Below are 19,139 nucleotides of genomic sequence, written 5' to 3' on the forward strand. Positions count from 1 at the left end.
TGCATTTTCCCGCTAGGAAAAATCCTTTAAAGCAGAGAAAAACGGCTTTTGTCACGCTAAAATCGGCCTTAGCGGATGCCGAAAAGGTCGTGGTTTTGGGCGATTTTAATACGCCTTACGGAGATAAAGAGCTGCTAGGCGATCTTGCGGCTAGTAAAAATTTAGCCAATCTTTGGGTGTTTTTGCCAAAGCACGAGCGCTACTCGCACACTAGCCTAAATGCGCTTGATCACGTCCTGCTCTCAAAGGACGCGCTTAGCCAAAATTACGTTTTAAACAGCTTTAAGGTTGAGCGAGACGGAGCGCAAATTTCGGATCATTTCGCGCTGGTTTTTAGGTTAAATTTTGATAAAAACGCTAAAAATACGCTGCAACATATAGCCGAAGCGCGGGTCGGCGAACTGTCAAAAAAGTCAAATTTACCCGTTTTGCTAAAACGCGCTACGGTCGTACAAAAGGACAAAAAAGGCTTTACGCTAGCGCAGGATAAGCGTGGTATCTATGTTTATGAGCCAAAAAACGACGCAAAGCCCGGCCAGGTCATGGACGTAGCGGTAAACCGCCTAGACGAGTTTAAGGGAAATATTGAGATCAGCTCGCATTATGCGGTGAAAATTTACGAAGAAACGCAAGATCCCCGTGAGCAGATGCTGGAGGCTAAAAACCTAAAACAGGCACGCGCGGGCGACGTATTTGATCGTATCGGCGGCGAAGTGCGAAACGGCAGACTGTACACGCCGTACGGAGATATTAAAATTTACGGAGCAAAGGGCAAACCGCGCAACGAAAAAGAGGCGATTTTCACCTCCGTTCGCGTCGTGAGCTACAAAAACGAACCCCAAATTTGGATAGAAAATGAAGATAATTGACGCGGTGATGCTTGGCGCATTCGTGCTTTTTATGATATTTTTGATGCGCGGATTCGTCACGCAGACGCTCGAGAGAAGCAAAAGAAGACAAAATTTAAAAAAGGATAAAAAATGAGCGAAACAAAAGAACTGATTGTGGAGATCGGCGTCGAGGAGCTGCCGGCGATCCCGTTTTTAAAAGAGTGCGGCAACGTCGCGGCGAAATGGCGCGAGACGCTAGCGCAAAACGGCCTGGATAGCGAGTGCGAGTTTTACTACACGCCACGCAGGATCGCGTTTTATCACCCGAAATTTGCGGTGCGTCAGGAGGACGGATACAGCGAGTTTATCGGCGCGCCGAGGCAAGTCGCGCAAAAAGACGGCGCCTGGACGCCTGCCGCGCTAAGTTTTGCTAAAAAATGCGGTATCGCAGAGTCCGAGCTAAAATTTGAAACCGTCGGCGGCAAAGAGGTGCTCTACTATAAAAAGCCCGTCGCTGGTAAGCCAAGCGCGGAGCTTCTGGGAGATATGATAGAGAAGTTTTTGCTGAGCTTAAATTTCGGTAAATCTATGCGCTGGAGTGAGGGTAAATTTGAGTTTATCCGCCCGGTACGCTCGTTTTTGTGCTTGCTTGGAGACGAGGTCGTTAAATTTAACAAATTTGACGTGGAAAGCGGCAATACGATTTTCATGCACAGAAGCGTAAGTTACGATAAATTTACCGTCAAAAACGCAAAAGATTATTTCGCCGCGATGCCTAAAATCGGCGTAATCCTCGATCAAAATGCGCGCAGAGAGAAAATTTTGAGCGAATTTAAACAAATCGAAGCCAAAAACGGCGTAACGGTCGAGGTGGACGAGGCGCTGCTAGACGAAGTCGTAGCGATCACCGAGCATCCGACCGCGCTGCTTGGCGGCTTTGAGCGCGAGTTTTTGGAGGTGCCTAGCGAGGTTATCATCACTTCGATGAAGGAAAATCAGAGGTATTTTCCCGTTTTTGAGGGCGGCAAGCTCGCTAATCGCTTCGTAGTCGTCAGCAACGCTATCTCGCCCGAGCCTGCGCTCATAGTAAAGGGTAACGAAAAAGTACTTCGCGCGAGGCTTAGCGACGCGATGTTTTTCTGGCGCAGCGACCTGGCGCATGAGTTCGGCCCAGAAAAGCTAAAAAATATCACCTATCTAAAGGAACTCGGTAGCACATTTGACAAAAGCGTGCGCGAGCTAGGCGTCGCAAAACGGCTGGCCAAAATCTTCGCCGATAGGCTAAAAGCGTGCGCGGGAGAGGGCTACGAGGCGCTACTAGAGCGCGCTGTGATGCTGAGCAAGGCCGATCTAACCACGCAGATGGTGTATGAATTTACCGAGCTTCAGGGCGTGATGGGCGGCTACTATGCGGCGGCAAAGGGCGAAAACGAAAACGTCGTAACCGCGATCAAGGAGCAATATCTGCCAAGCGGCGAGGCTAGCGCGCTACCTAGCACTATCTTTAGCTCCGTCGTCGCGCTCGCGATCAAGCTCGAGACGCTAATCGGGCTCTTTAGCGCGGGCAAAATCCCAAGCGGCAACAAAGATCCGTATGCGCTGCGCCGCGCGGCTAACGGCGTCATCAAGATCATCCAAAACGAAAATCTAAACTTTGATATCGCGGCGTTTTTGCGAGAGACGGCGGAGGGATATGCTAAATTTGACGTCGAGGCGCTCATAAATTTCATTTTTGATAGACTTTATACATTTTTTGACGTAAACCCGTCCGTAGTAAAAGCCTGCCTAGCTAGCAAAAAAGGCGACGTACTTGCGCAGTGCGAGGCGATAGAGGCTCTAGGCGCGATCTGCGCGGCGGAGGACTTTAGGCAAAATTTCAGTACGTTTAAGCGTCTGGCGAATATCATCAAGGATGAAAATTTCGGCGCGGTAGATGAGGCGAAATTTGAAAACGAGAGCGAGAAAAAGCTATTTGACGCCTTTAAGGCTGCGGTAAAAGCAGGCGGCTCATACAGCGAACGTCTAAAAAATCTTTTCGGTCTAAAAGCCGCGATAGACGAGTTTTTCGATAAGGTAATGATAAACGCCGAGGATGAGCTCGTGCGTAAAAACCGCCTTGCGCTCGTAGGGCAAATTTACGCGGAATTCCTCAAAATCGCCGATATAAAAGAGATAAGCTTGTGAAGCGACTTTACGTATTTGCGGGCGTGAATGGCGCGGGCAAATCGACTTTTTACGTGAGGCAGCTAGAGGATGATCTTCTTAGCGCAAGCGTAGTAGCGAGCGTAGCGAAGATAATAATTTATGGGTTAAGGATAAATTCCGACGAATTAGTGCGGGAATTTGGCGATTGGCGCAACACAAAAGATCGTCTCAAGCGATAGCGACGGTAGCGAGCCGCAGGCGAAGCTAAACAGCGCGCGGCTAGGCTGGCTCTGCGCCTTCGCAAAACTACCTTAAAAACGGCGTCAGCTTTAATATCGAAACGACGCTGAGCGGGTATTCTATCGTAAATTTTATCAAAGACGCCAAGGCGCGCGGCTACTTCGTTACGCTATTTTACGTAGGCCTTGAAAGCGTGGAGCTTTCTAAATGCAGAGTCGCGATACGCGCGGCTAAAAACGGACACTCTATAGACGGTGCCGTGCTAGAGCGCAGATATGACGCCAGCTTTATAAATTTAGCCCGTCTCATCGGCGTTTGCGACGAGATATATTTCTACGACAACAGCGCTCCTATCAAAAACGAAGACGAACAGAAATTTTCAAATTTGGCTCTAGTCGCTAAAAAGCAAGACGGCTGCGTAACGAGGATAAGCGATAAAAAATACGAATGGTTTGAGCGGGTGATGAGGGAGGCTGAAACTGCTTGCTAAACGGCGGCTTGGATGTGGATTTACAAGCGTAAGAAAATGTCTGTGAAGCCGAATTTAAGCACGGTAGATAAATGAATAACTAATTAACGACGCTGTTTTGACGGCTTGGGCAGCGATAGTAAAAAGGCGACAAGGTAAGGTATTTTGATCAAATTTCAAAGCGTATAAGGTTGGGTAGCGGCGAAGAAATAATCTACGAATATCCGTGCGTAAACAGGCTTTTGGTTGCATTTATGATTTTGTTTTGGATTATTTTTACGGCGGCGATGCTTGTTTCTTTTGTAAAATCTAGCGAGCTACTTTATAAATTCTTTGTAGCGCTTGCGATATTTTTCGTAATGCTGGCTTTATATAGGGATGTCGTCGGATTTATCAGGCAAGGGCTCATAGTTACAAATAAATCTTTGATAACTTTTAACGGTAAAAAAGTTGCGCTCGAGAACGTTTGGTTTTTTGGCGTAAAGCTCAAAGCCGCTAAAAAACCGTCGCTTTATTTTTACGATGGCAATAAGCTTATTATAAATTGCCATGCCGACGGCTCGCCAGAATTTGATGAGTTTTTGTCGGCTTTATATAAAATTTCAGGCAATAAACAAATTTTATCTTTGGGTTCGCGCGAAATAAATTGTGAGGGGGTATAGAAAATGAGAGTGAGAAATTTTAGCGCGAGATTTTTGAAAGCGCGTAAAATAGGCACTTTAAAAAGCTTCACTCTCAGTTGTAACGCAAGAATTCAGCCAAAAGAAAAATCCCTATAATCCCAAATCGTCCGTTTTGTCCCAAAAAAGCGGAAAAATTTAACACCGCAAATACTTATAAAAGCCCAAATAATCGCTCTTTAAACGCCTTTTAAAGCCCCCCCAAAATTCGCCCCGATATTTTATCCATCACAGCCGTATATCGTTTAAGGTTTGTTGCTGGAAGCACAGCGAATTTTTAAAAATATGAGCATTAAGACACGAAAAATTGTGAAAAATGTGTCTTAAACAAGCTTAATGTGTCTTAAATGTATCAAACAACGATATATTCAAAAATCTATTAAGACACATCGTAAAAAACACCGCAATCCAAAGACTTTATTCTTAAAAATTCAATATTTTTGATTAAGACACATTTTAAGGTTATTTTATGTTTTAAAATACTTTCATATTGATATTAAATTTGCACCTAACCTTACCTACTATTTTTAGTTGATTTATTTCCTCACCTTTTAAAATAATATCTTGATAAAAGCTGTTTAGTGACGTTAATTTTACTTCTTTATGTATCGCATCTCTCAAAAATTTCTTCATATATACGTCTCCACCGATATTTGCTATAACCACGTCGCCGTTTTTTACCTCTGCATCCAGATCCACTACTACAGCATCGCCGTCTTGTGCAAATGGCTCCATACTATCGCCAAAAACTTTAATCACGTCATAGTTTTTAAAAGGTATTTTTAAAACCTGCTCCATAAAATCCCTTCCAACAGGGATTATGGAGTAATTTTGTTCATCATTATTAGAGCCGTAGCCAGCGCTTGCCGTTATGTTTTCAAAATACCTTAAACTGGCCTTGTCATTATAAGGTTTATTTACCTTATCAGCGCTTAGGCTGGCAAATTTTAATTTTACTGTCGAGGTTAAGCCTTTTGAGCGCCATGTGGCGGCTGTATTCCTAGAATAGCCGAGTTTTTCAGCTACATCTTCGAGACTATCTACCTTGAAAAACTTTTTCATATTTTCAAATATGACTTTATCCCTCTGGTTGTCCATTTTGCCGCCTTTGATTAAAAAATTATAATATAAGGTATTTTAACCTTGACAAATAAGGTTAAAATACTATATAATACTTTCAAACTTACGAAAAAATTATATCTCATTTGAGATTAAATCTTTCAAAGGTTTGAAAAATAGTTCTTTTATTTATCATTGTTAAGTTTATAAAAGGATCTGCTATGGTTGAAATTATTGTGATTTGCGCTTTTGCTTTTTGTGTGGGTGCTGTACTTGGATTCGTTCTAGGGTAAAAGATGATCTTTTAAAATGCATTTATCATTTAGCTTTTTGCAAAATTTAAGATCTTTTGCGTGAGGGCACGAGTTAAAAATAAGCTTTGAATTTATGGTTTTTAAAACTACTCTTTTATTTGGAGAGTGGTTGCAGCTTAACTTAAATTCTTGGCCTATTTTGCTTTTTAAATTCGCATAATATAAACCTGCGTAAAAGCCTAAAATAAAGCTTAATACGACTAATCCTAGCGCCAGGAAGTGGTTATTTAGCAAAAATAAATTCGCATTTGTAAGAAAATCCAAGATATTTCCTTTTTTCAAGATTATAACAAACATAGACTTAACAATGATAAATAAAGAAAGGAGCGTAAAATGATAAAGAAATACTTTACCGATAACTGCATAAGCATAAGGCAGTGGGCTAAAAAGCACGATCTAAGCGAGCGCACCACCTATATGGTGATAAACGGCCAAGTAGTAGGCAACAAAAATTTCGCTACTTCAAGAAAGGTGTTTGAGGCGCTTTTGAGCGAGGGCATAATTAAGGAGCTTCCGAGTGCCCTAAGAAGCGAGCAAGAAGAGAGTAAGGCCAGCTAAATGATCTACGTCGAAACCGCCGCGGCAGCTGAAATTTTCGGCGTTTCTTTGAGTGCTCTTAAAGAAGCTGCTAGACGCAACTCCCAAAAATATCCGTTCGTCCGCATAAAAGACGCCGGTATCAGAAGCCGCGGCGGAGCGAAGCTGCTGTTTGCGGTAGAGATCGCGGATATAGACGGAGCGATAAAAGGCGGCAAGGCGGATAAAGACGTAAACGTATACATAGAGGACGGCTCGGAGCAAAGCGGATTTAGACGGATGAAATTTAGCGAAATAAAGGGCGGCAAAGCTGACGCGAGCGACGGTAAAAAAGAGAATTTAAGCAGGGAATACGCGGTGCTAGACGGTAGCGAAAAAGAGGAGATAAACGAAAAAATCAGACTGCTAAAAGAGTATGAGGCGGCCAAAAAACAAGGAGTGTCATGTAAAAAGTTTTGCGAAGACAGCGGCGAAAGCCAGGCAAACCTTTTTAGATGGCAAAAAGCTTATAAAGAAAAAGGCGCGGCGGCGCTGATAGATAAGCGCGGCAAGCATAGAAAAAACGCCAGCGTGCTCGAAGAGTGGATGAAGGAGTTTATCCTTGAAAATTTCCGCGCTTACGGCGCAGGCGGGCTAAATATAACGGAGCTTTACCGCAGACTCCATCAGGAGTATTTTAGACGAAGGGGCGAAGCGCATAACTATCCGAAATTTCTAACCGGAAAGATAAAACCGCTCTTTGACGCAGGCGTAATAAAAAGATACCTAGACGGCTATTACGCCGCTAACAAGCTTGAATACATAATGATCACGAAAGGCGAAGATAAAGCGAAAAGCTACTTCCAGCCGGCTCTGGGCGATCAAGGCGAGATGATAACCAGACGCAACCAATGCTGGCAGATAGATAGCTCGCCGCTTGACGTGATGGTAAGAGACGGGGAAAAAGGCGAGGCGATACGAGCCAATATCCTTAGCATCGTGGACGTGTATAGCGGCAGATGCGTAGCCAGTATAGAGAGAAAATCAAATGCCCTAGGCCTTGTAAGACTCATGTGGAAAGCGCTTAATACGCTAGGCAAACCCGATTACGTGAAAGGAGACAATGGCAAGGACTACCTAAGCGATCAGTTTCAGCATCTATTAAACGGCTTAAATATCGACTACGATAGAGCCATAGCGTATAGCGGCGACGAAAAAGGCTTTGTAGAGAGGCACTTTGGAGTGATGCAGCATGCGGGCATCTCTCAAACGCCGGGATATATAGGATTTAACCTAGCCATGAGAGAGGCGATCGAGCAAAGAACGCCCAAAAAAGATAGATCCGCAAAAGACGAGCTAGGGTTTGTTAAAAAGACCAACCTTAAATACCTGCTAACGCTAGACCAGGCAAGGGTTAAATTTGAAGCCGAGGTGCTTAAATGGGACATAATGAGCGTAGGACGCAAAAAATCAAGCCCGATAGATCGTTGGAATAGCGATACGACTCCGCTTCGCGGCGTAAGAAAAGAGGAATTTATGCTACATGCGGGAGGGTTAGAGCCTAGAACGGTAGGCAAAAAGGGAATTAGTTACGATGCAAGAGAATTCGGCTCGGCGTTTCTTCCGGCCGTAAAGACCCAGGTGTTAGTTAGCGAAAACATAGACGACGTAAGCTCGATATTCGTATTCGATTTGGAAGGAAATTTCATCTGCGAAGCAAAGGATAAAGAGATATGCCCTATGAGCGCGGAAACCTACAAGGCCGTTAAAAAGGTCTTTAAAGACGATATGAAAGCCATCCGAGCCGTCATAAAACGCGCCGAATTTAGCGAATTTACGAGACTAAACGTAAATTACGACCTCGAAGTAATGCTTGAAGCCCACAAAGAGGCGTTAAAACCTGAAAACTTTAACTACGAAGACGACGACAAGATAGAGACACTAAAAGAGACCATAAAAAGGCAAAAAGAGGTAAATAACATAATAAACGCGGGGTTTGATTACGATAAATTAAACGAATTTAGCGCAGAGAGAACGACTAAAAAGAAATTTTCCGTAGACGACGCCATAGAGATAGCAAGCGGGGAATAAAAATGTTTTCAAGGTCGTTTAAAGTCCTATTAAACGGCGTTTAAAACATTTAAAAACCAAAATCAAAGGAGGAAAAATGCAGTTAGCAGAGAGAATAAAAGACTTCATCGAAGCTAATAAATCAAGCGGCATGAGTCAGAACAAATTCGCTACGGCTTTGGGGATAAATCCCGCGTATATCTCGGGATACATAAAAGAAGGCTCTAGCTACAAGTATGCCGACAAAGTAGAAGAGCCAGCTAAAAACTATCTCGACAATTTTATCCAAAAAGTGGACGTTTTGCAAGACGAGCTACCGTTTGTAAGAACCAAGGACGCCAAAAGCATACACGCGGTGATCGGCTGGGCGGTACAAGATAGAGATATGGCGATGATAAGCGGAGTAGCCGGCAGCGGAAAGACAAGAGCCGTGCGCGAATACGTAAGAACGCATCCCGATAGCATTCTAATCGAGGCCACCATAAATACGTCCGCAAAGAGCCTTTTTAAAATTTTAGCTAGAGAGCTCGGACTAAACGACAAAGGAAGCATAGACGAGCTAATACGTCAAAGCGCGGAAGCTCTAAAAAAGGTAAGCAGGACGATTATCATAGACGAGGCTGAGCATTTGCCTTACCGCGCGCTTGAAAGCTTGCGCAGGATGCACGATTTTAGCCGCGCTACTTTGGTGCTCGTGGGCACGAACAAGCTACTAATAAATTTAACCGCTTCAAAGAGCGGAAACGAGCTAGAACAGCTAAGCTCAAGAGTCGGAAATAAATGGATACTAGGCGGACTTTCCTACGTAGACGAAGACAAGAAAAAGATAAGAGACGACCTAGAAGCCGTTTGTAAAAACTTCGGCGTAACGCAAAAACCGTGCATCGATCTAATAGAAGCGCTAGCTAAAGGAAATTTCAGAAAGACCGAAAAGTTGCTAAGAAGGGCAAAGATGCTAAGCGAATATGCAAAGACCCCTATAAACGAAGACGTAGTCAAAGAGGCTACGAAGATGTTGCTTTTATAGTTGTAACGGTTGTAATAGTTGTAAGGAGTGAAAAAATGATGAACGTAACGATAGATTCTCTTGAAAATTGCGCAGTTAATCAAACGCGAGCGGCGGGGCTAGTTAGGTTGGTAAGAAATCTTGAAGAGAAAGGATTTAAAGTGAGAGTGAACTCAAAAGGCGAAATAAGAGGCATAAGGCGCGGAAGCATGATAAAAGGCCAGAAAGCGGACTACTCAAAGAGTATGTTTAAGCTGGTAGGCAAATATATCATAAGAACCACCGACGGCAAAGTGATAGATACGGCGGCTTAAATTTGGTTTTTCGGGCGTCTTGCGGGACGCCTCATAAAGTTAAATTTTAAGAAAGGAGAATAAATGAAAACGGCAAGATTAGTATTTGTTTCTACGCCCTACGCTAGTATCAAGTGCAAAGATCGAGACAGAAACTACTATGCGAGGCAAATAGCGCAGCAAGCTTGCGCTATCGTCAGACAAAACGGCTACGAGCCTATCTCGCCCGTGCTTGCGTGGATGGGCGTGTATAGCGAGCTTGAGCGCGAAAGAGTGATGAAAAACTGCGAAGAGCTGCTTAGGGTGTGTAGCTACTACTACCGCTACCCGTGCAAATGGAGCGATAACAGCGAGGGCGTGGCGCAAGAGGCGGCGTGGGCTAAAGAATACGGCCTAAGCGAGCTTAAATTTAGTTTGTTTGAGTAATGGCGCTTGAGTTTAAAAACCACAAAAAAGCTAAAGAGAATTTGGCGATATGTACGATCTACGGATACGTAACGAAACTCAAATTTGCGATGAAATTTAAAATTTTAGGAGGAAAATATGGAAATAAAAAGTTTTAGCGATATAGATAATGCGCTAAAAAAGGTATGCGAGCTAAGCGTAGGCATAGAAAAGATTAACGGCGAAGTAACGCTTGAGTGCAACCGCATCAAAGAGAGTAGAAAGGCCGAAGTAGAGAGGCTCGAGAGCGAGAAAAACTATATCGAGCAGCAAATCACGTTTTTTTGCGAAGAGAACAAGTACGAATTTGCCGAAAAACGCTCGAAAGAATTTACTTTCGGCGAGATCGGCTACCGCCTCACAAAAAGCGTAAGCCTGCCGCGCATAAAGGCTAAAGTGGAAAGCCTGTTAAAGGCGATCAAAAGTTACGGGCTAGCCAAAGAGTGCATCATATACGAGGAAAAGCCCAATAAAGACGCTCTAGCGGAGCTAAAAGACGAAGATCTCGTAAAGCTAGGGCTAACAAGAACGGTAAAAGATAGCTTCCGCATAGTTCCTAAAATAGAGAGTTTGGAGGTAGGAAAATGAAAGAAAGCATATTTCAAGGCCTGTGGCACAACTTTAAGGGCTTAAGGGACGACAAAAATAGGCTTTTACCTAGATTTGTAAGGCGAGCGAAACTAAGAATTCGCGCTAAAGGGCGTTAAGCCCTTTAAAATGCGTTTAATTCGCTGTTAAACGTATTTTAAAAGGTTTAAATTTTAAGGAAAAACCATGCAAAACATCGACGAAAAACTAAAAGCCAGACTTCTAAAGCTCCAAGCTCTAGCAGAGCAAGGCGTAGGTGGCGAAGCAAAGAATGCTAAAGATATACTAAACAGGCTACTAAAAAAACATAAAATAAGCCTTGAATCCTTGATGGATGATGAAAAAACCAAGGAGTATTTTTTTAAATATGAGAGCAAATTCGAAAAAGAGCTTTTGTTTAGAATTTGCGCCAAAGTAAAAGATATATTCATAAGCGACGGTATAAGGTATATCCAGTGCAAAGGCAGGCAAATAAGCTTTTCTTTAACCAAATATGAGTTTATGGAGTTTGAAATTTTAAGATCGGCGTATTTTCAAAGCTGGGAAAAGTGCTTAGAAAACGCTCAAGCTGCTTTCGTATGGAAAAACAGACTAGGCTTCAAAGACAACAAACGCATAGGAGAGGCAAAGCCTCTAAGTCCCGAAGAGATAAAAGAGATACTAAACATCCAAAAGATGGCCGAGGGAATGCCCGAAGCTCAGCTTCAAAGAAATTTGCTGGAGAGCAAATGATGGAGGCCGCTCCCGGTATCGCAAAATACCAACTCGTCCAAAGGCTGGCCAAATACGGTATAGAGGGGATTGTCGATGCTAAGCTTTTAAAATGGGCAAAGATAAACGGTATAAATTTGCATTTCGTCTTTTCGCACCCGGCCGCAAAGCATACCTTTGAGCTAAACAAAGAAAATATCAAAGCTAAACTACGCGAGTTTTGGGCCGATAACCTTGCCGCGATCAAGGAAGCGGGCATCATGTTTCGCGACATAAGCTGCGAGGTCATATACCGCTTGCCGCGCGACGTGCAAGCCATGCAAGAAGAAAAGAAGCCATACGAGGAGCCATCAAACGGCAGCTTTGAAAACAGAGCCAAAGATCCATCCATAAGGCTAGGCTTTGAGCGTATAAGAAAAGCGATACTAGCCGATCTGGAAAGCGGCAAATCGGTATATAAAGGAAATATATGAGCGAAATTTTCGAGTTTTTAAAAAGCTCTAGCCTAACTAAGGACAGCTTTAACGAAAAGGTCGAGTTTTTAATAGAGGGCTTTTTAGTAAAGCAGCTTATTACGCTAATCTATGCAGACGGAGGCACGGGTAAAAGTTATATGGCCTTTGCCCTAGCTAAAAGACTTTGCAAAGAAGGCCAAAGGGTATTTTTCATAGACTACGACAACCCAGTAGGCGTACTCAAACAGCGCGGCGTAGATAGGCTACTTATAGAAAGCTACGAGAGCATGAACTATATCCAGCGCAGCGCGCTAGAGCTTTGCGGATTCGAGCTTGTTCTAAAGCTAGAAGAAAACGCCGTAGGTAAAGCTTACAAAGATTGCGTTTTTATCCTAGATAGCTTGCGGGATTTCGTAGATATCAATAACGACAACCGCATAAATAGACTATTTGGCGCGCTTAAAAATTTACGCGAAGCGGGAGCCACCGTGATCATCCTGCATCACTCCAACAAAGACGGTAAAAACTATCAAGGCAGTAACCATATAAGGAATTCTCTCGACGTTATGTATCATCTACTAAAACGCCCCAGCAAAGAAAACGAGTTAAATTTCTTACTTGAAGTAGCCAAAGAAAGAGCCGGAGTAAAAGATAGCGGTTTTTGCGTAAAAACGCTAAATTTAGAACTAAACGAGCTTGACGTAGAAGTAGCTAGAATGAGCGAATACGAGCTAAATTTTACTACCCTAGCGCAAAAAATACTAGCCGGCGGAGATCTAAACAAAACCGAGCTGCTAAACGCTATGAATTACGAAAAAGACGATAGAACGGCTAGGGATTGCCTCGATAAATTCGACGGCAAGCTATGGTTTAGCCGTAAAACGGGCAAGAGCGTGATATATAGTTGTAAAGCGGAGACTACAACCGATACAACTATTACAACTATAATGGAAAACACCTTAAATTTGGCGGTTTGAGATGAATACGAGCGAGCTAAAAAAATACTATATAAAAATGATACAAACATTGAAGCACAACTATTTCGTGGACGACGAGTGCAGAAAGATATATTTACAAGCGCAATTCGGCAAAGATAGCTTGACGCAACTAAGCGTTGAAGAGCTTAGAAGCGTGCTAGAAGTCGTGGGATATAAGCCCAGTAAAGGCGCAAATTTTAAAAAATCTACTCGTAAAACCAAAACAAATAAAACGTCTAGCTCGTCCTTTATGTCTAGTGAAGATCTAACGCCCGCTAAAGGCAGCCTATACGCCACCAAAAAGCAGCTTGAAACTATCGTTGGTATCTGGGAAGAGATAGCTAACGTAAAAACGAGTATGGCTTTAAGAGAGTTCATCTTTAGGATAGTTAAAATCAGGCCCTTACATCTTAAATTTCTATCAAGGAGCGATGCCGCCGACGTCGTGCAAGCCCTTATTCAAATGAAAGACAAATACTACAAATGATAAATAGCTTCGATCTATTCGCCGAGTTCTACAACCGCGTCAAAGAGAGCGAAAGCATGGCCGATATCATCAAAGAATACGGCGGAGCAAATATTTACGTACCCAGCTACAAAGGTACGTTTAGAAACTACGATATACTCAAAGAATACGAAGAAGGCATAAAGCTAGGCAAACAAAGCCCCGTCGTCATTCGTGAGATCGCCGCAAAACATAACCTGAGCTATAACAGCGTTTGCGCCATAACAAAAGAGATAAGAGAACCTAGTTTGTTCGAAAAAGAAATGATATAATAAGGAGAAATAAGTATGAAAGGCAAAATAATGCTAGAAAAACGATGTAAAATAGCTGTAAAAGATGCAGACTTTGTCAGTATAACCTGTAAAAACTGCAATACTACTTGCGATATAGCCATAGGCAATGCAAACAAGATGAAATACTGCCCCGTTTGCAGATATGAGATAAAAGAAAATTTACAAAAATACATAAGGACTCTTGCTGATACGAATTTTCATTTAGATGATGATTTTGAAATAGCGCTAGTAAGCGTAGAGAAAGCGTAGTAAGTGAATTTATCATGCCGCATAGAACAGACTGTACTAATTGGATGATAGGAACCTTAGAAGAAGTCGCGACTGAGCTAAATAATAAATACTCGGGCAGCCATTATTTAGAAGATGATAGATTGGTGGCCTATGCCAAAAGCGAGATTGACGGACACGAGTATTATTGCGTTGAATTTGAGCTTTTAAAAGCCGAAGCGTATATCTTGATAAATAGCATCGAAAGCTTAGGCATTAGAGTGATATCCGAACATGCGCCAAACGATACCGCCCTATACTACTTAATCCTATTAACAAAACCGATTAAAGAGTACGGTAAATAGCATTTTACTTTCTCGGTCTCTTGCGTCATAAATTTTGTGCATGCTATCTAAAGCCGCTCTCTACGAAATTTATGACTATTCTTTTTATAACTTCTTCAGTCCTACTAGGTAGCCTACCGCCTCTATCTACAGGCAAAAACGGCCTAGCCGGTATCTTTACGCTTTTACTTCGTCCAGCCTTATTGGTGCCGAATTGATGAACTAGCCCGTAAGCAAAGCCGTTTTTATTCGTATTATTAGATACCGTGGCTCTCTTGTCGTCTGCTTTAACTATCCATTTATCCGCCAAATTTCCATCCAATCTTAGAATATTAGAGGACTTTCCTAGTTTTTGTTTTTGCCTAATCGTACTAGGTTTCAAGGCTTGCCATTTTTGTCCGAACGGACTGCTCTCGTTCTCAAAACCGGCTTCTATTTCGTTTTGTAAGATATTGCCTAGCGTTTGCATTAGCGGCTTGGTTTTTTTCTCGATATTTTGCAGAGATTTTAGCTTAGTTTGCAGCTCTTCTAGGCCTTTAACTTCTATCATTTGCCTTTATTCCTTGAAAGTGGTATAATGAATGATAATCAGATGATTGATGATCGCAACGTAGTAGTCGATAGGTGCTCGCCTCGCGAGATCGGACCTGTATTGCGGGTGCAACTCCCGCCGTCATCTGATTTTAATAAATTGCGCTTCTTTCTCATTTGTCTTATCTACTTTGCTTGCCGTCGCCATATAATTGGTAAGCCCGAATTTCTTCAGTTTGTAGTTTAGGTCTATGACGATCTTGTTTATCTTGCTCGCGTCTTTTTCATCCTCAAACCAAAATACGATGTTTTTATTCACGGTATCTACGCTTACGGGAGTTTTATCGTCGGCTAAAGTTTTTACTATCTTTTTTATCTCTTCTATTCGCAAATCTTGCCCGTATTGCCCTTTGCGCTCAGGTCTGACGTGAAGTATGCCGTGCTTGTCCCCTGCTATATGCTCAGTCTCTATTTTGACGCCTAGCAGTTTTTCGCTCCTTCTTATAACGTCTTTACCTAGTTTTCCGAGTGCAAAGGCGACTATCGGAGCTTTTAAATTTTTCTTCACCAAAAGCTCGTCCACCGCGTCGTCCAAACTTTTTTGCCAAACGTAGATGTCTCGCTCATGGTCGAAGCTATCTAGGGATTGTTTTAAATTTTTCTTTGCAAGACTTGACGCAACGGCATCTAAAACCTTATCTTGCTTGTCTTTTAAAATTTCATCCGTTTTGTCGACCTTGCCCGGATTGTATTTGAAGTCTTTTTCTGCAGCCTGGGGCAAAAAAGAGCCGTCCGCAAGCGGTACGATACCTCTAGCTACGCATTCGGCCTCCGTAAGCACCTGCACCTTACAGCGGCACCCCCAACCGTTTGGCGGATAATTGGTATCCCAAAATTTATCCGTCTTGGGCAGGGTCTTGCCGTGAAGCTTCCTATGGGCTTCTCTGGTCCTGCCGTCTAGCACGGCGGTATAGCGGAAGTATTCGCCTAGGCTTTGCATCTGGCTTTCATACCTAGCCTTGGCGTAAGCCGTTCTCATGTTGGTATTAAATATAGTCCTTAGCCGCCTATTGCCTACGTAAATTTCTTTTTCTTCGCTGGTCTTTGGGTCTTTTACCTTGATATTTCCTAGCCAGCCTTTCTTTGCAAGCATAGGCTTTACGCTCTTTTTCCACTCGTCAAACCCGACGCCCTCTTTAAAAGCCTTGGTGAGCGAAGCCTGCGTATCTTTAAGAAGATCCAAATTCATCATCTTTGCGACGGTAAAAGCTTTTTTATGCGCATCATGCATGATCTCGTCGTAATCGAAATGGATCTCCGGCTTTTCGCTCTTTAAATATTCATAAACCGCCGTAGGCTCCTCGAAAAAGCTAAATTTCATCTAGATATCCCAACATCTGGGCATTGGCTACGGCTTTAAACATCAAGGGTTCAAGCTTTTCAAAGGGTAGATCGTAAAGCTCGTAAAGCTTATCGAAAGCCTCTTCATAAGTCTCGCTGCTTGCTATTAGTTTGTTTAAGGCCGCTTCTATCTCGCCATCTTCTATATCCATCTCGTCCGTGGCTTTATCAAATCTATCTATCGACTTCGCAGACGAGCCAAGCCCGTCTTTGCGAGCGGGAGTTTTCAACTCCCTGCACCCACCTAAAGCACACCGAGCCGTGCCAGGCTCGACGTACTCATTGAGCGATATTTGCTTATTTACCTTTAAATTTCGGTCTTTTTCTTGTGCTTGCTCGTTATCGTCCAGCTCGATATTATATGCAGAGGTTATGTATTTTTTCGTAGGCGTGAAGCCCATATCGTATAGCGTCTTGTCTCTTGCGGCGCGCTCGGTATTAGGAGCGTCTTCGTCGAATAGTTTGGCGTAAAGCTCGCCGTTATAGCCGTTTATCTCCTTAAAAAAGCTTATGGCCTTGTTCATGACGAAGACTAAAATTTTGCCGTCGTTTGCGGCCAGATCCTCTCTAATCTCGTTATGTGTCTTCGCTGCGGCATAGCTTCCCTCTTTTACGTCGCTAGTCAAATTTGCGCCTAAAATAGCCTTGCTGATTTGATTGTCGAGGTATGCGGGAAGCCTAGTAAAATCTACGTTTGAGGTAGGCTGCACGAGGGTGATCTCCTCGTCCGTGTCTATGACCGCGCTATCTCCGCTAAGCATAGCTTGCACTTCCGCAGCCATTTCGTCGGGCTCGTAGCTAGTTTTTGCTATCGCCCAGGGTGATCCGAATTTTTCTAAAAACCTAAACCAAAACTTCAAGCTGGCGTTTTTCATTTTGACGGGGAAATACAGCTTTTTAAGTAGCCCGTCTCCGTATACTTTTCTAAAATTCGCCCTGTTTAATGCATATATAACTTTTAAAGGCGGGATACTCTGCTCGCTTCCGCCGGCGCTAAACACGAACTCGCTCGCGTCGTTAAATTTAAACTGTCTAAAATCGCGCTGCACGAGTCTTGGGTATACAAGACCTTCTTTTTCTTTATAGTTGACCTCGAATACGTTTAACCCGTAAAGATAGGTCTCTAAAATTTGGCTGACGACGTCGGGGTTAAAAATCTTTTTAAATTCGTCCTTAATTTTTTCATCGTCGCAAACGATTTGGATCTCTTTTTTCTCGGTCACGGACTTGCGGCTCACGTCGCACTGCGTAACAGTAAGATCGGCTAGTATCATATCCATATCGTCGTCGCCAATACTGGAAACTCCCGTATTTATCAGCAAATCTATCAGGGTACCGTTTTGAGGGATGAGAGCCGCTTTCTTGCGCTGCGGCTGCTCGGATTTATTTTTAAATAATTTGTCAAATATCATCTAGTGCGCCTTTTTACTTTCTTTTTTAGTTTCGTTAGGTCGTATGCGCCCGCCAAGCTGTCGGGCGCGTCGTCGTGCTTGGCTTCGGGATACTCCGTAAGCTGCTCGATAAGCAGGCTTTGGCTTTGATGAAAGAGTATTTCGCCGTCCTCTATAGGTACTTCAAGCTCCTCTATTCTTTGCCCTTTGCTTGCGGTATTATTCACGCCTTTTAAAGGTAGTTTAACGCCTATCTCAAAGGCCTTTTCTCTGATCCAGCCCCTAAAAAACTCCTGCCCGCCGTTGCTCTCTATCGCGCAAACGCGGCATTTATAGAGCTGATTAAGCCTAATGATCTCTTTGATAGTCTTTTTGGTCTTCATGACCTCTACTATGCTTTCTGCTACGTAGATCTTGGTTTCTGCCTTGCTTACTCCTAGCACCGTTATAGCCGTATAATCGCTCTTTTTCTTTTCGCCTGCGGGGTCGATATACATCACGAAATAATCGCACCTCGGAAGCTCTCGGTAAAAACGCATACTCTCTTTGGTGAAAATTTGAGCCTCGCTTCTAGGATCGTTTTGCTGCTCTTTGTTAAAAGATTTCAAGTTTTCGGCGCGCTTTTGCATGAGCTTTAGGATCGGTAGCGCATCGTCCCAAAGCACCCGAGAACCCTCATCCATCAGGGCTTTGTTTTTTAGATAAAACGTTTCGCTAGCCTCTTTTGAAACGTTTTTGTAAAGCTCTGCCCATCTCTCCCACAGATCCATTCGCTTTGGGAAATTTATGATGCTTTGATATTTCTTGGCATTCCAAAATTTAAGCTTTAACTTTCGCGCCAGCACGCTATCGGCGTGAAGTACGGTGCCGATGTAAAGCACGTCGAGGCTACCGTCTACGCTACCCAAATTTAAAACCGCTTCGTCTAGCCACTCCTCGAGCTTGTCGCGCTGCTCTTTACTGCGCACGTTGGTGTCGTTTTCCAGGTCGTCTAGGACTACTAGATCGGGGCGGTATACGCCGAATTTTACGCCGCGCAGTCTTTTACCCGAGCCAAACGCCTTAAGCTTGACTCCGTTTTTAGAGACGAACTCGCCTATCTTCCAATTTTTACTTGCGCCACAAACGTGCGGGAAGTCCATTTTTAAATTCGCGTTGTCCTCAAGCTCGGCTTTGATGGCTTCAAGACACCCTTCGACCAGTTCCACGGCGTCTGAAATTTCGACGATGAAGCGCTTCTTGTTAAAACAAATACACCAAAGCGGAAGAAGCTGCGAGCAGTACGTGGTCTTTGCATGACCGCGCGGCGCGGCGCGGGCGTATTTGTCTCCGCTTGCGTTTTGCGTCATAGCTTCAAAAATCTGCGCTAGATCCTCGTGAAGCGCGCAAGAGCTGCTAATGCTAAAATAGTGCGGGAAATAAGTCCTTGCAAAAAACATAAAATCGCGCTCGGCGCGTTTTACTCTTGCGGCCCTATCTTTTGGCGACAGAGGGCTATTTAGATGTATCTGCTCTTTTAGCTCGCCGCTAAGCTCCTCTAGCCAGCCGTAAAAGTCTTTGCGCGTGAGCTTGCTAAGTTCCGGCTCCACGGCGCCCGCTTGCCTATGGCTTTCGCGGCTATCCTCTAAAAAGCTATCCAGTTCGTCTTTTGAAAAAAGCATGTACTCTTC

23 protein-coding genes and 1 pseudogene are annotated in these 19,139 nt (G+C 43.5%); 18 read left to right on the top strand and 6 right to left on the bottom strand.

Annotation, left to right across the window (positions count from 1 at the left end; all coding sequences use genetic code 11):
- The 5 genes and pseudogenes from Q0218_RS05230 to Q0218_RS05250 form a co-directional block, all read left to right on the top strand.
- Positions 1 to 869: pseudogene (locus Q0218_RS05230) on the top strand (hypothetical protein); the annotation flags it as partial.
- A complete protein-coding gene (locus Q0218_RS05235; RefSeq protein WP_002948095.1) occupies positions 856 to 984 on the top strand; it encodes a hypothetical protein in 129 nt (42 codons plus the stop codon). The pseudogene Q0218_RS05230 and the gene Q0218_RS05235, both read left to right, overlap by 14 nt.
- Positions 981 to 3,014 (top strand): glycine--tRNA ligase subunit beta, encoded by a 2,034-nt coding sequence (gene glyS, locus Q0218_RS05240; RefSeq protein WP_297967100.1) that lies wholly within the window; start codon positions 981 to 983, stop codon positions 3,012 to 3,014. Before Q0218_RS05235 ends, glyS begins: the two co-directional genes overlap by 4 nt.
- Before the next feature lie 322 nt (positions 3,015 to 3,336).
- Positions 3,337 to 3,705, top strand: coding sequence for a hypothetical protein (locus Q0218_RS05245; protein ID WP_297967295.1), 369 nt, complete (start codon positions 3,337 to 3,339; stop codon positions 3,703 to 3,705).
- A 170-nt stretch (positions 3,706 to 3,875) separates the two neighbouring features.
- A complete protein-coding gene (locus Q0218_RS05250) occupies positions 3,876 to 4,346 on the top strand; it encodes a hypothetical protein (protein WP_297967103.1) in 471 nt (156 codons plus the stop codon).
- A gap of 492 nt (positions 4,347 to 4,838) precedes the next feature.
- Here Q0218_RS05250 and Q0218_RS05255 read toward each other — a convergent pair whose 3' ends face one another.
- Complete coding sequence (locus Q0218_RS05255) at positions 4,839 to 5,462, bottom strand: S24 family peptidase (protein ID WP_297967105.1); 624 nt, start codon at positions 5,460 to 5,462, stop codon at positions 4,839 to 4,841.
- Between the two features lie 245 nt (positions 5,463 to 5,707).
- Positions 5,708 to 6,001: a hypothetical protein gene (locus Q0218_RS05260; RefSeq protein WP_021084062.1), complete on the bottom strand. Its 294-nt coding sequence runs from the start codon at positions 5,999 to 6,001 to the stop codon at positions 5,708 to 5,710.
- Positions 6,002 to 6,070: 69 nt separating this feature from the next.
- Here Q0218_RS05260 and Q0218_RS05265 point away from each other — a divergent pair, with 69 nt between their 5' ends.
- From Q0218_RS05265 to Q0218_RS05325, 13 genes are all read left to right on the top strand, one after another.
- Positions 6,071 to 6,295, top strand: a complete 225-nt coding sequence (locus Q0218_RS05265; RefSeq protein ID WP_297967111.1) for a hypothetical protein — start codon at positions 6,071 to 6,073, stop codon at positions 6,293 to 6,295.
- Positions 6,296 to 8,344 (top strand): DDE-type integrase/transposase/recombinase, encoded by a 2,049-nt coding sequence (locus tag Q0218_RS05270; protein WP_297967113.1) that lies wholly within the window; start codon positions 6,296 to 6,298, stop codon positions 8,342 to 8,344.
- Between the two features lie 76 nt (positions 8,345 to 8,420).
- Complete coding sequence (locus tag Q0218_RS05275; RefSeq protein ID WP_297967116.1) at positions 8,421 to 9,350, top strand: AAA family ATPase; 930 nt, start codon at positions 8,421 to 8,423, stop codon at positions 9,348 to 9,350.
- Positions 9,351 to 9,490: 140 nt separating this feature from the next.
- Positions 9,491 to 9,643 (top strand): hypothetical protein, encoded by a 153-nt coding sequence (locus Q0218_RS05280; protein WP_297967119.1) that lies wholly within the window; start codon positions 9,491 to 9,493, stop codon positions 9,641 to 9,643.
- Positions 9,644 to 9,706: 63 nt separating this feature from the next.
- Positions 9,707 to 10,048 carry a hypothetical protein gene (locus Q0218_RS05285; RefSeq protein WP_297967122.1) on the top strand — a complete coding sequence of 114 codons (342 nt, stop codon included), beginning with the start codon at positions 9,707 to 9,709 and terminating at the stop codon, positions 10,046 to 10,048.
- 117 nt (positions 10,049 to 10,165) lie between these two features.
- The gene (locus Q0218_RS05290) at positions 10,166 to 10,654 is read left to right on the top strand and encodes a host-nuclease inhibitor Gam family protein (protein ID WP_297967125.1); all 489 of its coding nucleotides are present in this window, start codon (positions 10,166 to 10,168) and stop codon (positions 10,652 to 10,654) included.
- Positions 10,655 to 10,840: 186 nt separating this feature from the next.
- A complete protein-coding gene (locus Q0218_RS05295) occupies positions 10,841 to 11,386 on the top strand; it encodes a hypothetical protein (protein ID WP_297967127.1) in 546 nt (181 codons plus the stop codon).
- The gene (locus Q0218_RS05300; RefSeq protein ID WP_297967130.1) at positions 11,383 to 11,838 is read left to right on the top strand and encodes a hypothetical protein; all 456 of its coding nucleotides are present in this window, start codon (positions 11,383 to 11,385) and stop codon (positions 11,836 to 11,838) included. Before Q0218_RS05295 ends, Q0218_RS05300 begins: the two co-directional genes overlap by 4 nt.
- Positions 11,835 to 12,797 (top strand): AAA family ATPase, encoded by a 963-nt coding sequence (locus tag Q0218_RS05305; protein ID WP_297967132.1) that lies wholly within the window; start codon positions 11,835 to 11,837, stop codon positions 12,795 to 12,797. The genes Q0218_RS05300 and Q0218_RS05305 overlap by 4 nt, the downstream gene beginning before the upstream one ends.
- Before the next feature lies 1 nt (position 12,798).
- Positions 12,799 to 13,284, top strand: a complete 486-nt coding sequence (locus Q0218_RS05310; RefSeq protein WP_297967135.1) for a phage protein GemA/Gp16 family protein — start codon at positions 12,799 to 12,801, stop codon at positions 13,282 to 13,284.
- Entirely contained in the window at positions 13,281 to 13,574 is a 294-nt protein-coding gene (locus Q0218_RS05315) for a hypothetical protein (RefSeq protein ID WP_297967137.1), read from the top strand. Before Q0218_RS05310 ends, Q0218_RS05315 begins: the two co-directional genes overlap by 4 nt.
- A gap of 15 nt (positions 13,575 to 13,589) precedes the next feature.
- A complete protein-coding gene (locus tag Q0218_RS05320) occupies positions 13,590 to 13,844 on the top strand; it encodes a hypothetical protein (protein WP_297967138.1) in 255 nt (84 codons plus the stop codon).
- 44 nt (positions 13,845 to 13,888) lie between these two features.
- Complete coding sequence (locus Q0218_RS05325) at positions 13,889 to 14,167, top strand: hypothetical protein (protein ID WP_297967141.1); 279 nt, start codon at positions 13,889 to 13,891, stop codon at positions 14,165 to 14,167.
- 43 nt (positions 14,168 to 14,210) lie between these two features.
- On the opposite strand, the gene Q0218_RS05330 is transcribed toward Q0218_RS05325, so the two are convergent.
- The 4 genes from Q0218_RS05330 to terL all read right to left on the bottom strand — a co-directional run bounded on the left by Q0218_RS05330 (position 14,211) and on the right by terL (position 19,130).
- On the bottom strand, positions 14,211 to 14,696 hold the full coding sequence (locus Q0218_RS05330; RefSeq protein ID WP_297967143.1) for a phage virion morphogenesis protein: 486 nt from the start codon (positions 14,694 to 14,696) through the stop codon (positions 14,211 to 14,213).
- Positions 14,697 to 14,819: 123 nt separating this feature from the next.
- On the bottom strand, positions 14,820 to 16,058 hold the full coding sequence (locus Q0218_RS05335) for a phage minor head protein (protein ID WP_297967145.1): 1,239 nt from the start codon (positions 16,056 to 16,058) through the stop codon (positions 14,820 to 14,822).
- Positions 16,048 to 17,490, bottom strand: coding sequence for a DUF935 family protein (locus tag Q0218_RS05340; RefSeq protein ID WP_297967146.1), 1,443 nt, complete (start codon positions 17,488 to 17,490; stop codon positions 16,048 to 16,050). Before Q0218_RS05340 ends, Q0218_RS05335 begins: the two co-directional genes overlap by 11 nt.
- Complete coding sequence (terL, locus tag Q0218_RS05345) at positions 17,487 to 19,130, bottom strand: phage terminase large subunit (RefSeq protein WP_297967149.1); 1,644 nt, start codon at positions 19,128 to 19,130, stop codon at positions 17,487 to 17,489. The genes Q0218_RS05340 and terL overlap by 4 nt, the downstream gene beginning before the upstream one ends.
- Between the last annotated feature and the right edge of the window lie 9 nt (positions 19,131 to 19,139).

Source organism: uncultured Campylobacter sp., assembly GCF_938039245.1.
Classification (GTDB): domain Bacteria; phylum Campylobacterota; class Campylobacteria; order Campylobacterales; family Campylobacteraceae; genus Campylobacter_A.

Excerpts from the sequence above, each read along its gene's own strand:
- Q0218_RS05235 (WP_002948095.1), top strand. The coding sequence starts at position 856 with ATGAAGATAATTGACGCGGTGATGCTTGGCGCATTCGTGCTTTTTATG.
- glyS (WP_297967100.1), top strand. The coding sequence starts at position 981 with ATGAGCGAAACAAAAGAACTGATTGTGGAGATCGGCGTCGAGGAGCTG.
- Q0218_RS05255 (WP_297967105.1), bottom strand. The coding sequence starts at position 5,462 with ATGGACAACCAGAGGGATAAAGTCATATTTGAAAATATGAAAAAGTTT.
- Q0218_RS05265 (WP_297967111.1), top strand. The coding sequence starts at position 6,071 with ATGATAAAGAAATACTTTACCGATAACTGCATAAGCATAAGGCAGTGG.
- Q0218_RS05270 (WP_297967113.1), top strand. The coding sequence starts at position 6,296 with ATGATCTACGTCGAAACCGCCGCGGCAGCTGAAATTTTCGGCGTTTCT.
- Q0218_RS05275 (WP_297967116.1), top strand. The coding sequence starts at position 8,421 with ATGCAGTTAGCAGAGAGAATAAAAGACTTCATCGAAGCTAATAAATCA.
- Q0218_RS05285 (WP_297967122.1), top strand. The coding sequence starts at position 9,707 with ATGAAAACGGCAAGATTAGTATTTGTTTCTACGCCCTACGCTAGTATC.
- Q0218_RS05290 (WP_297967125.1), top strand. The coding sequence starts at position 10,166 with ATGGAAATAAAAAGTTTTAGCGATATAGATAATGCGCTAAAAAAGGTA.
- Q0218_RS05295 (WP_297967127.1), top strand. The coding sequence starts at position 10,841 with ATGCAAAACATCGACGAAAAACTAAAAGCCAGACTTCTAAAGCTCCAA.
- Q0218_RS05300 (WP_297967130.1), top strand. The coding sequence starts at position 11,383 with ATGATGGAGGCCGCTCCCGGTATCGCAAAATACCAACTCGTCCAAAGG.
- Q0218_RS05305 (WP_297967132.1), top strand. The coding sequence starts at position 11,835 with ATGAGCGAAATTTTCGAGTTTTTAAAAAGCTCTAGCCTAACTAAGGAC.
- Q0218_RS05310 (WP_297967135.1), top strand. The coding sequence starts at position 12,799 with ATGAATACGAGCGAGCTAAAAAAATACTATATAAAAATGATACAAACA.
- Q0218_RS05315 (WP_297967137.1), top strand. The coding sequence starts at position 13,281 with ATGATAAATAGCTTCGATCTATTCGCCGAGTTCTACAACCGCGTCAAA.
- Q0218_RS05320 (WP_297967138.1), top strand. The coding sequence starts at position 13,590 with ATGAAAGGCAAAATAATGCTAGAAAAACGATGTAAAATAGCTGTAAAA.
- Q0218_RS05325 (WP_297967141.1), top strand. The coding sequence starts at position 13,889 with ATGATAGGAACCTTAGAAGAAGTCGCGACTGAGCTAAATAATAAATAC.
- Q0218_RS05330 (WP_297967143.1), bottom strand. The coding sequence starts at position 14,696 with ATGATAGAAGTTAAAGGCCTAGAAGAGCTGCAAACTAAGCTAAAATCT.
- Q0218_RS05335 (WP_297967145.1), bottom strand. The coding sequence starts at position 16,058 with ATGAAATTTAGCTTTTTCGAGGAGCCTACGGCGGTTTATGAATATTTA.
- Q0218_RS05340 (WP_297967146.1), bottom strand. The coding sequence starts at position 17,490 with ATGATATTTGACAAATTATTTAAAAATAAATCCGAGCAGCCGCAGCGC.
- terL (WP_297967149.1), bottom strand. The coding sequence starts at position 19,130 with ATGCTTTTTTCAAAAGACGAACTGGATAGCTTTTTAGAGGATAGCCGC.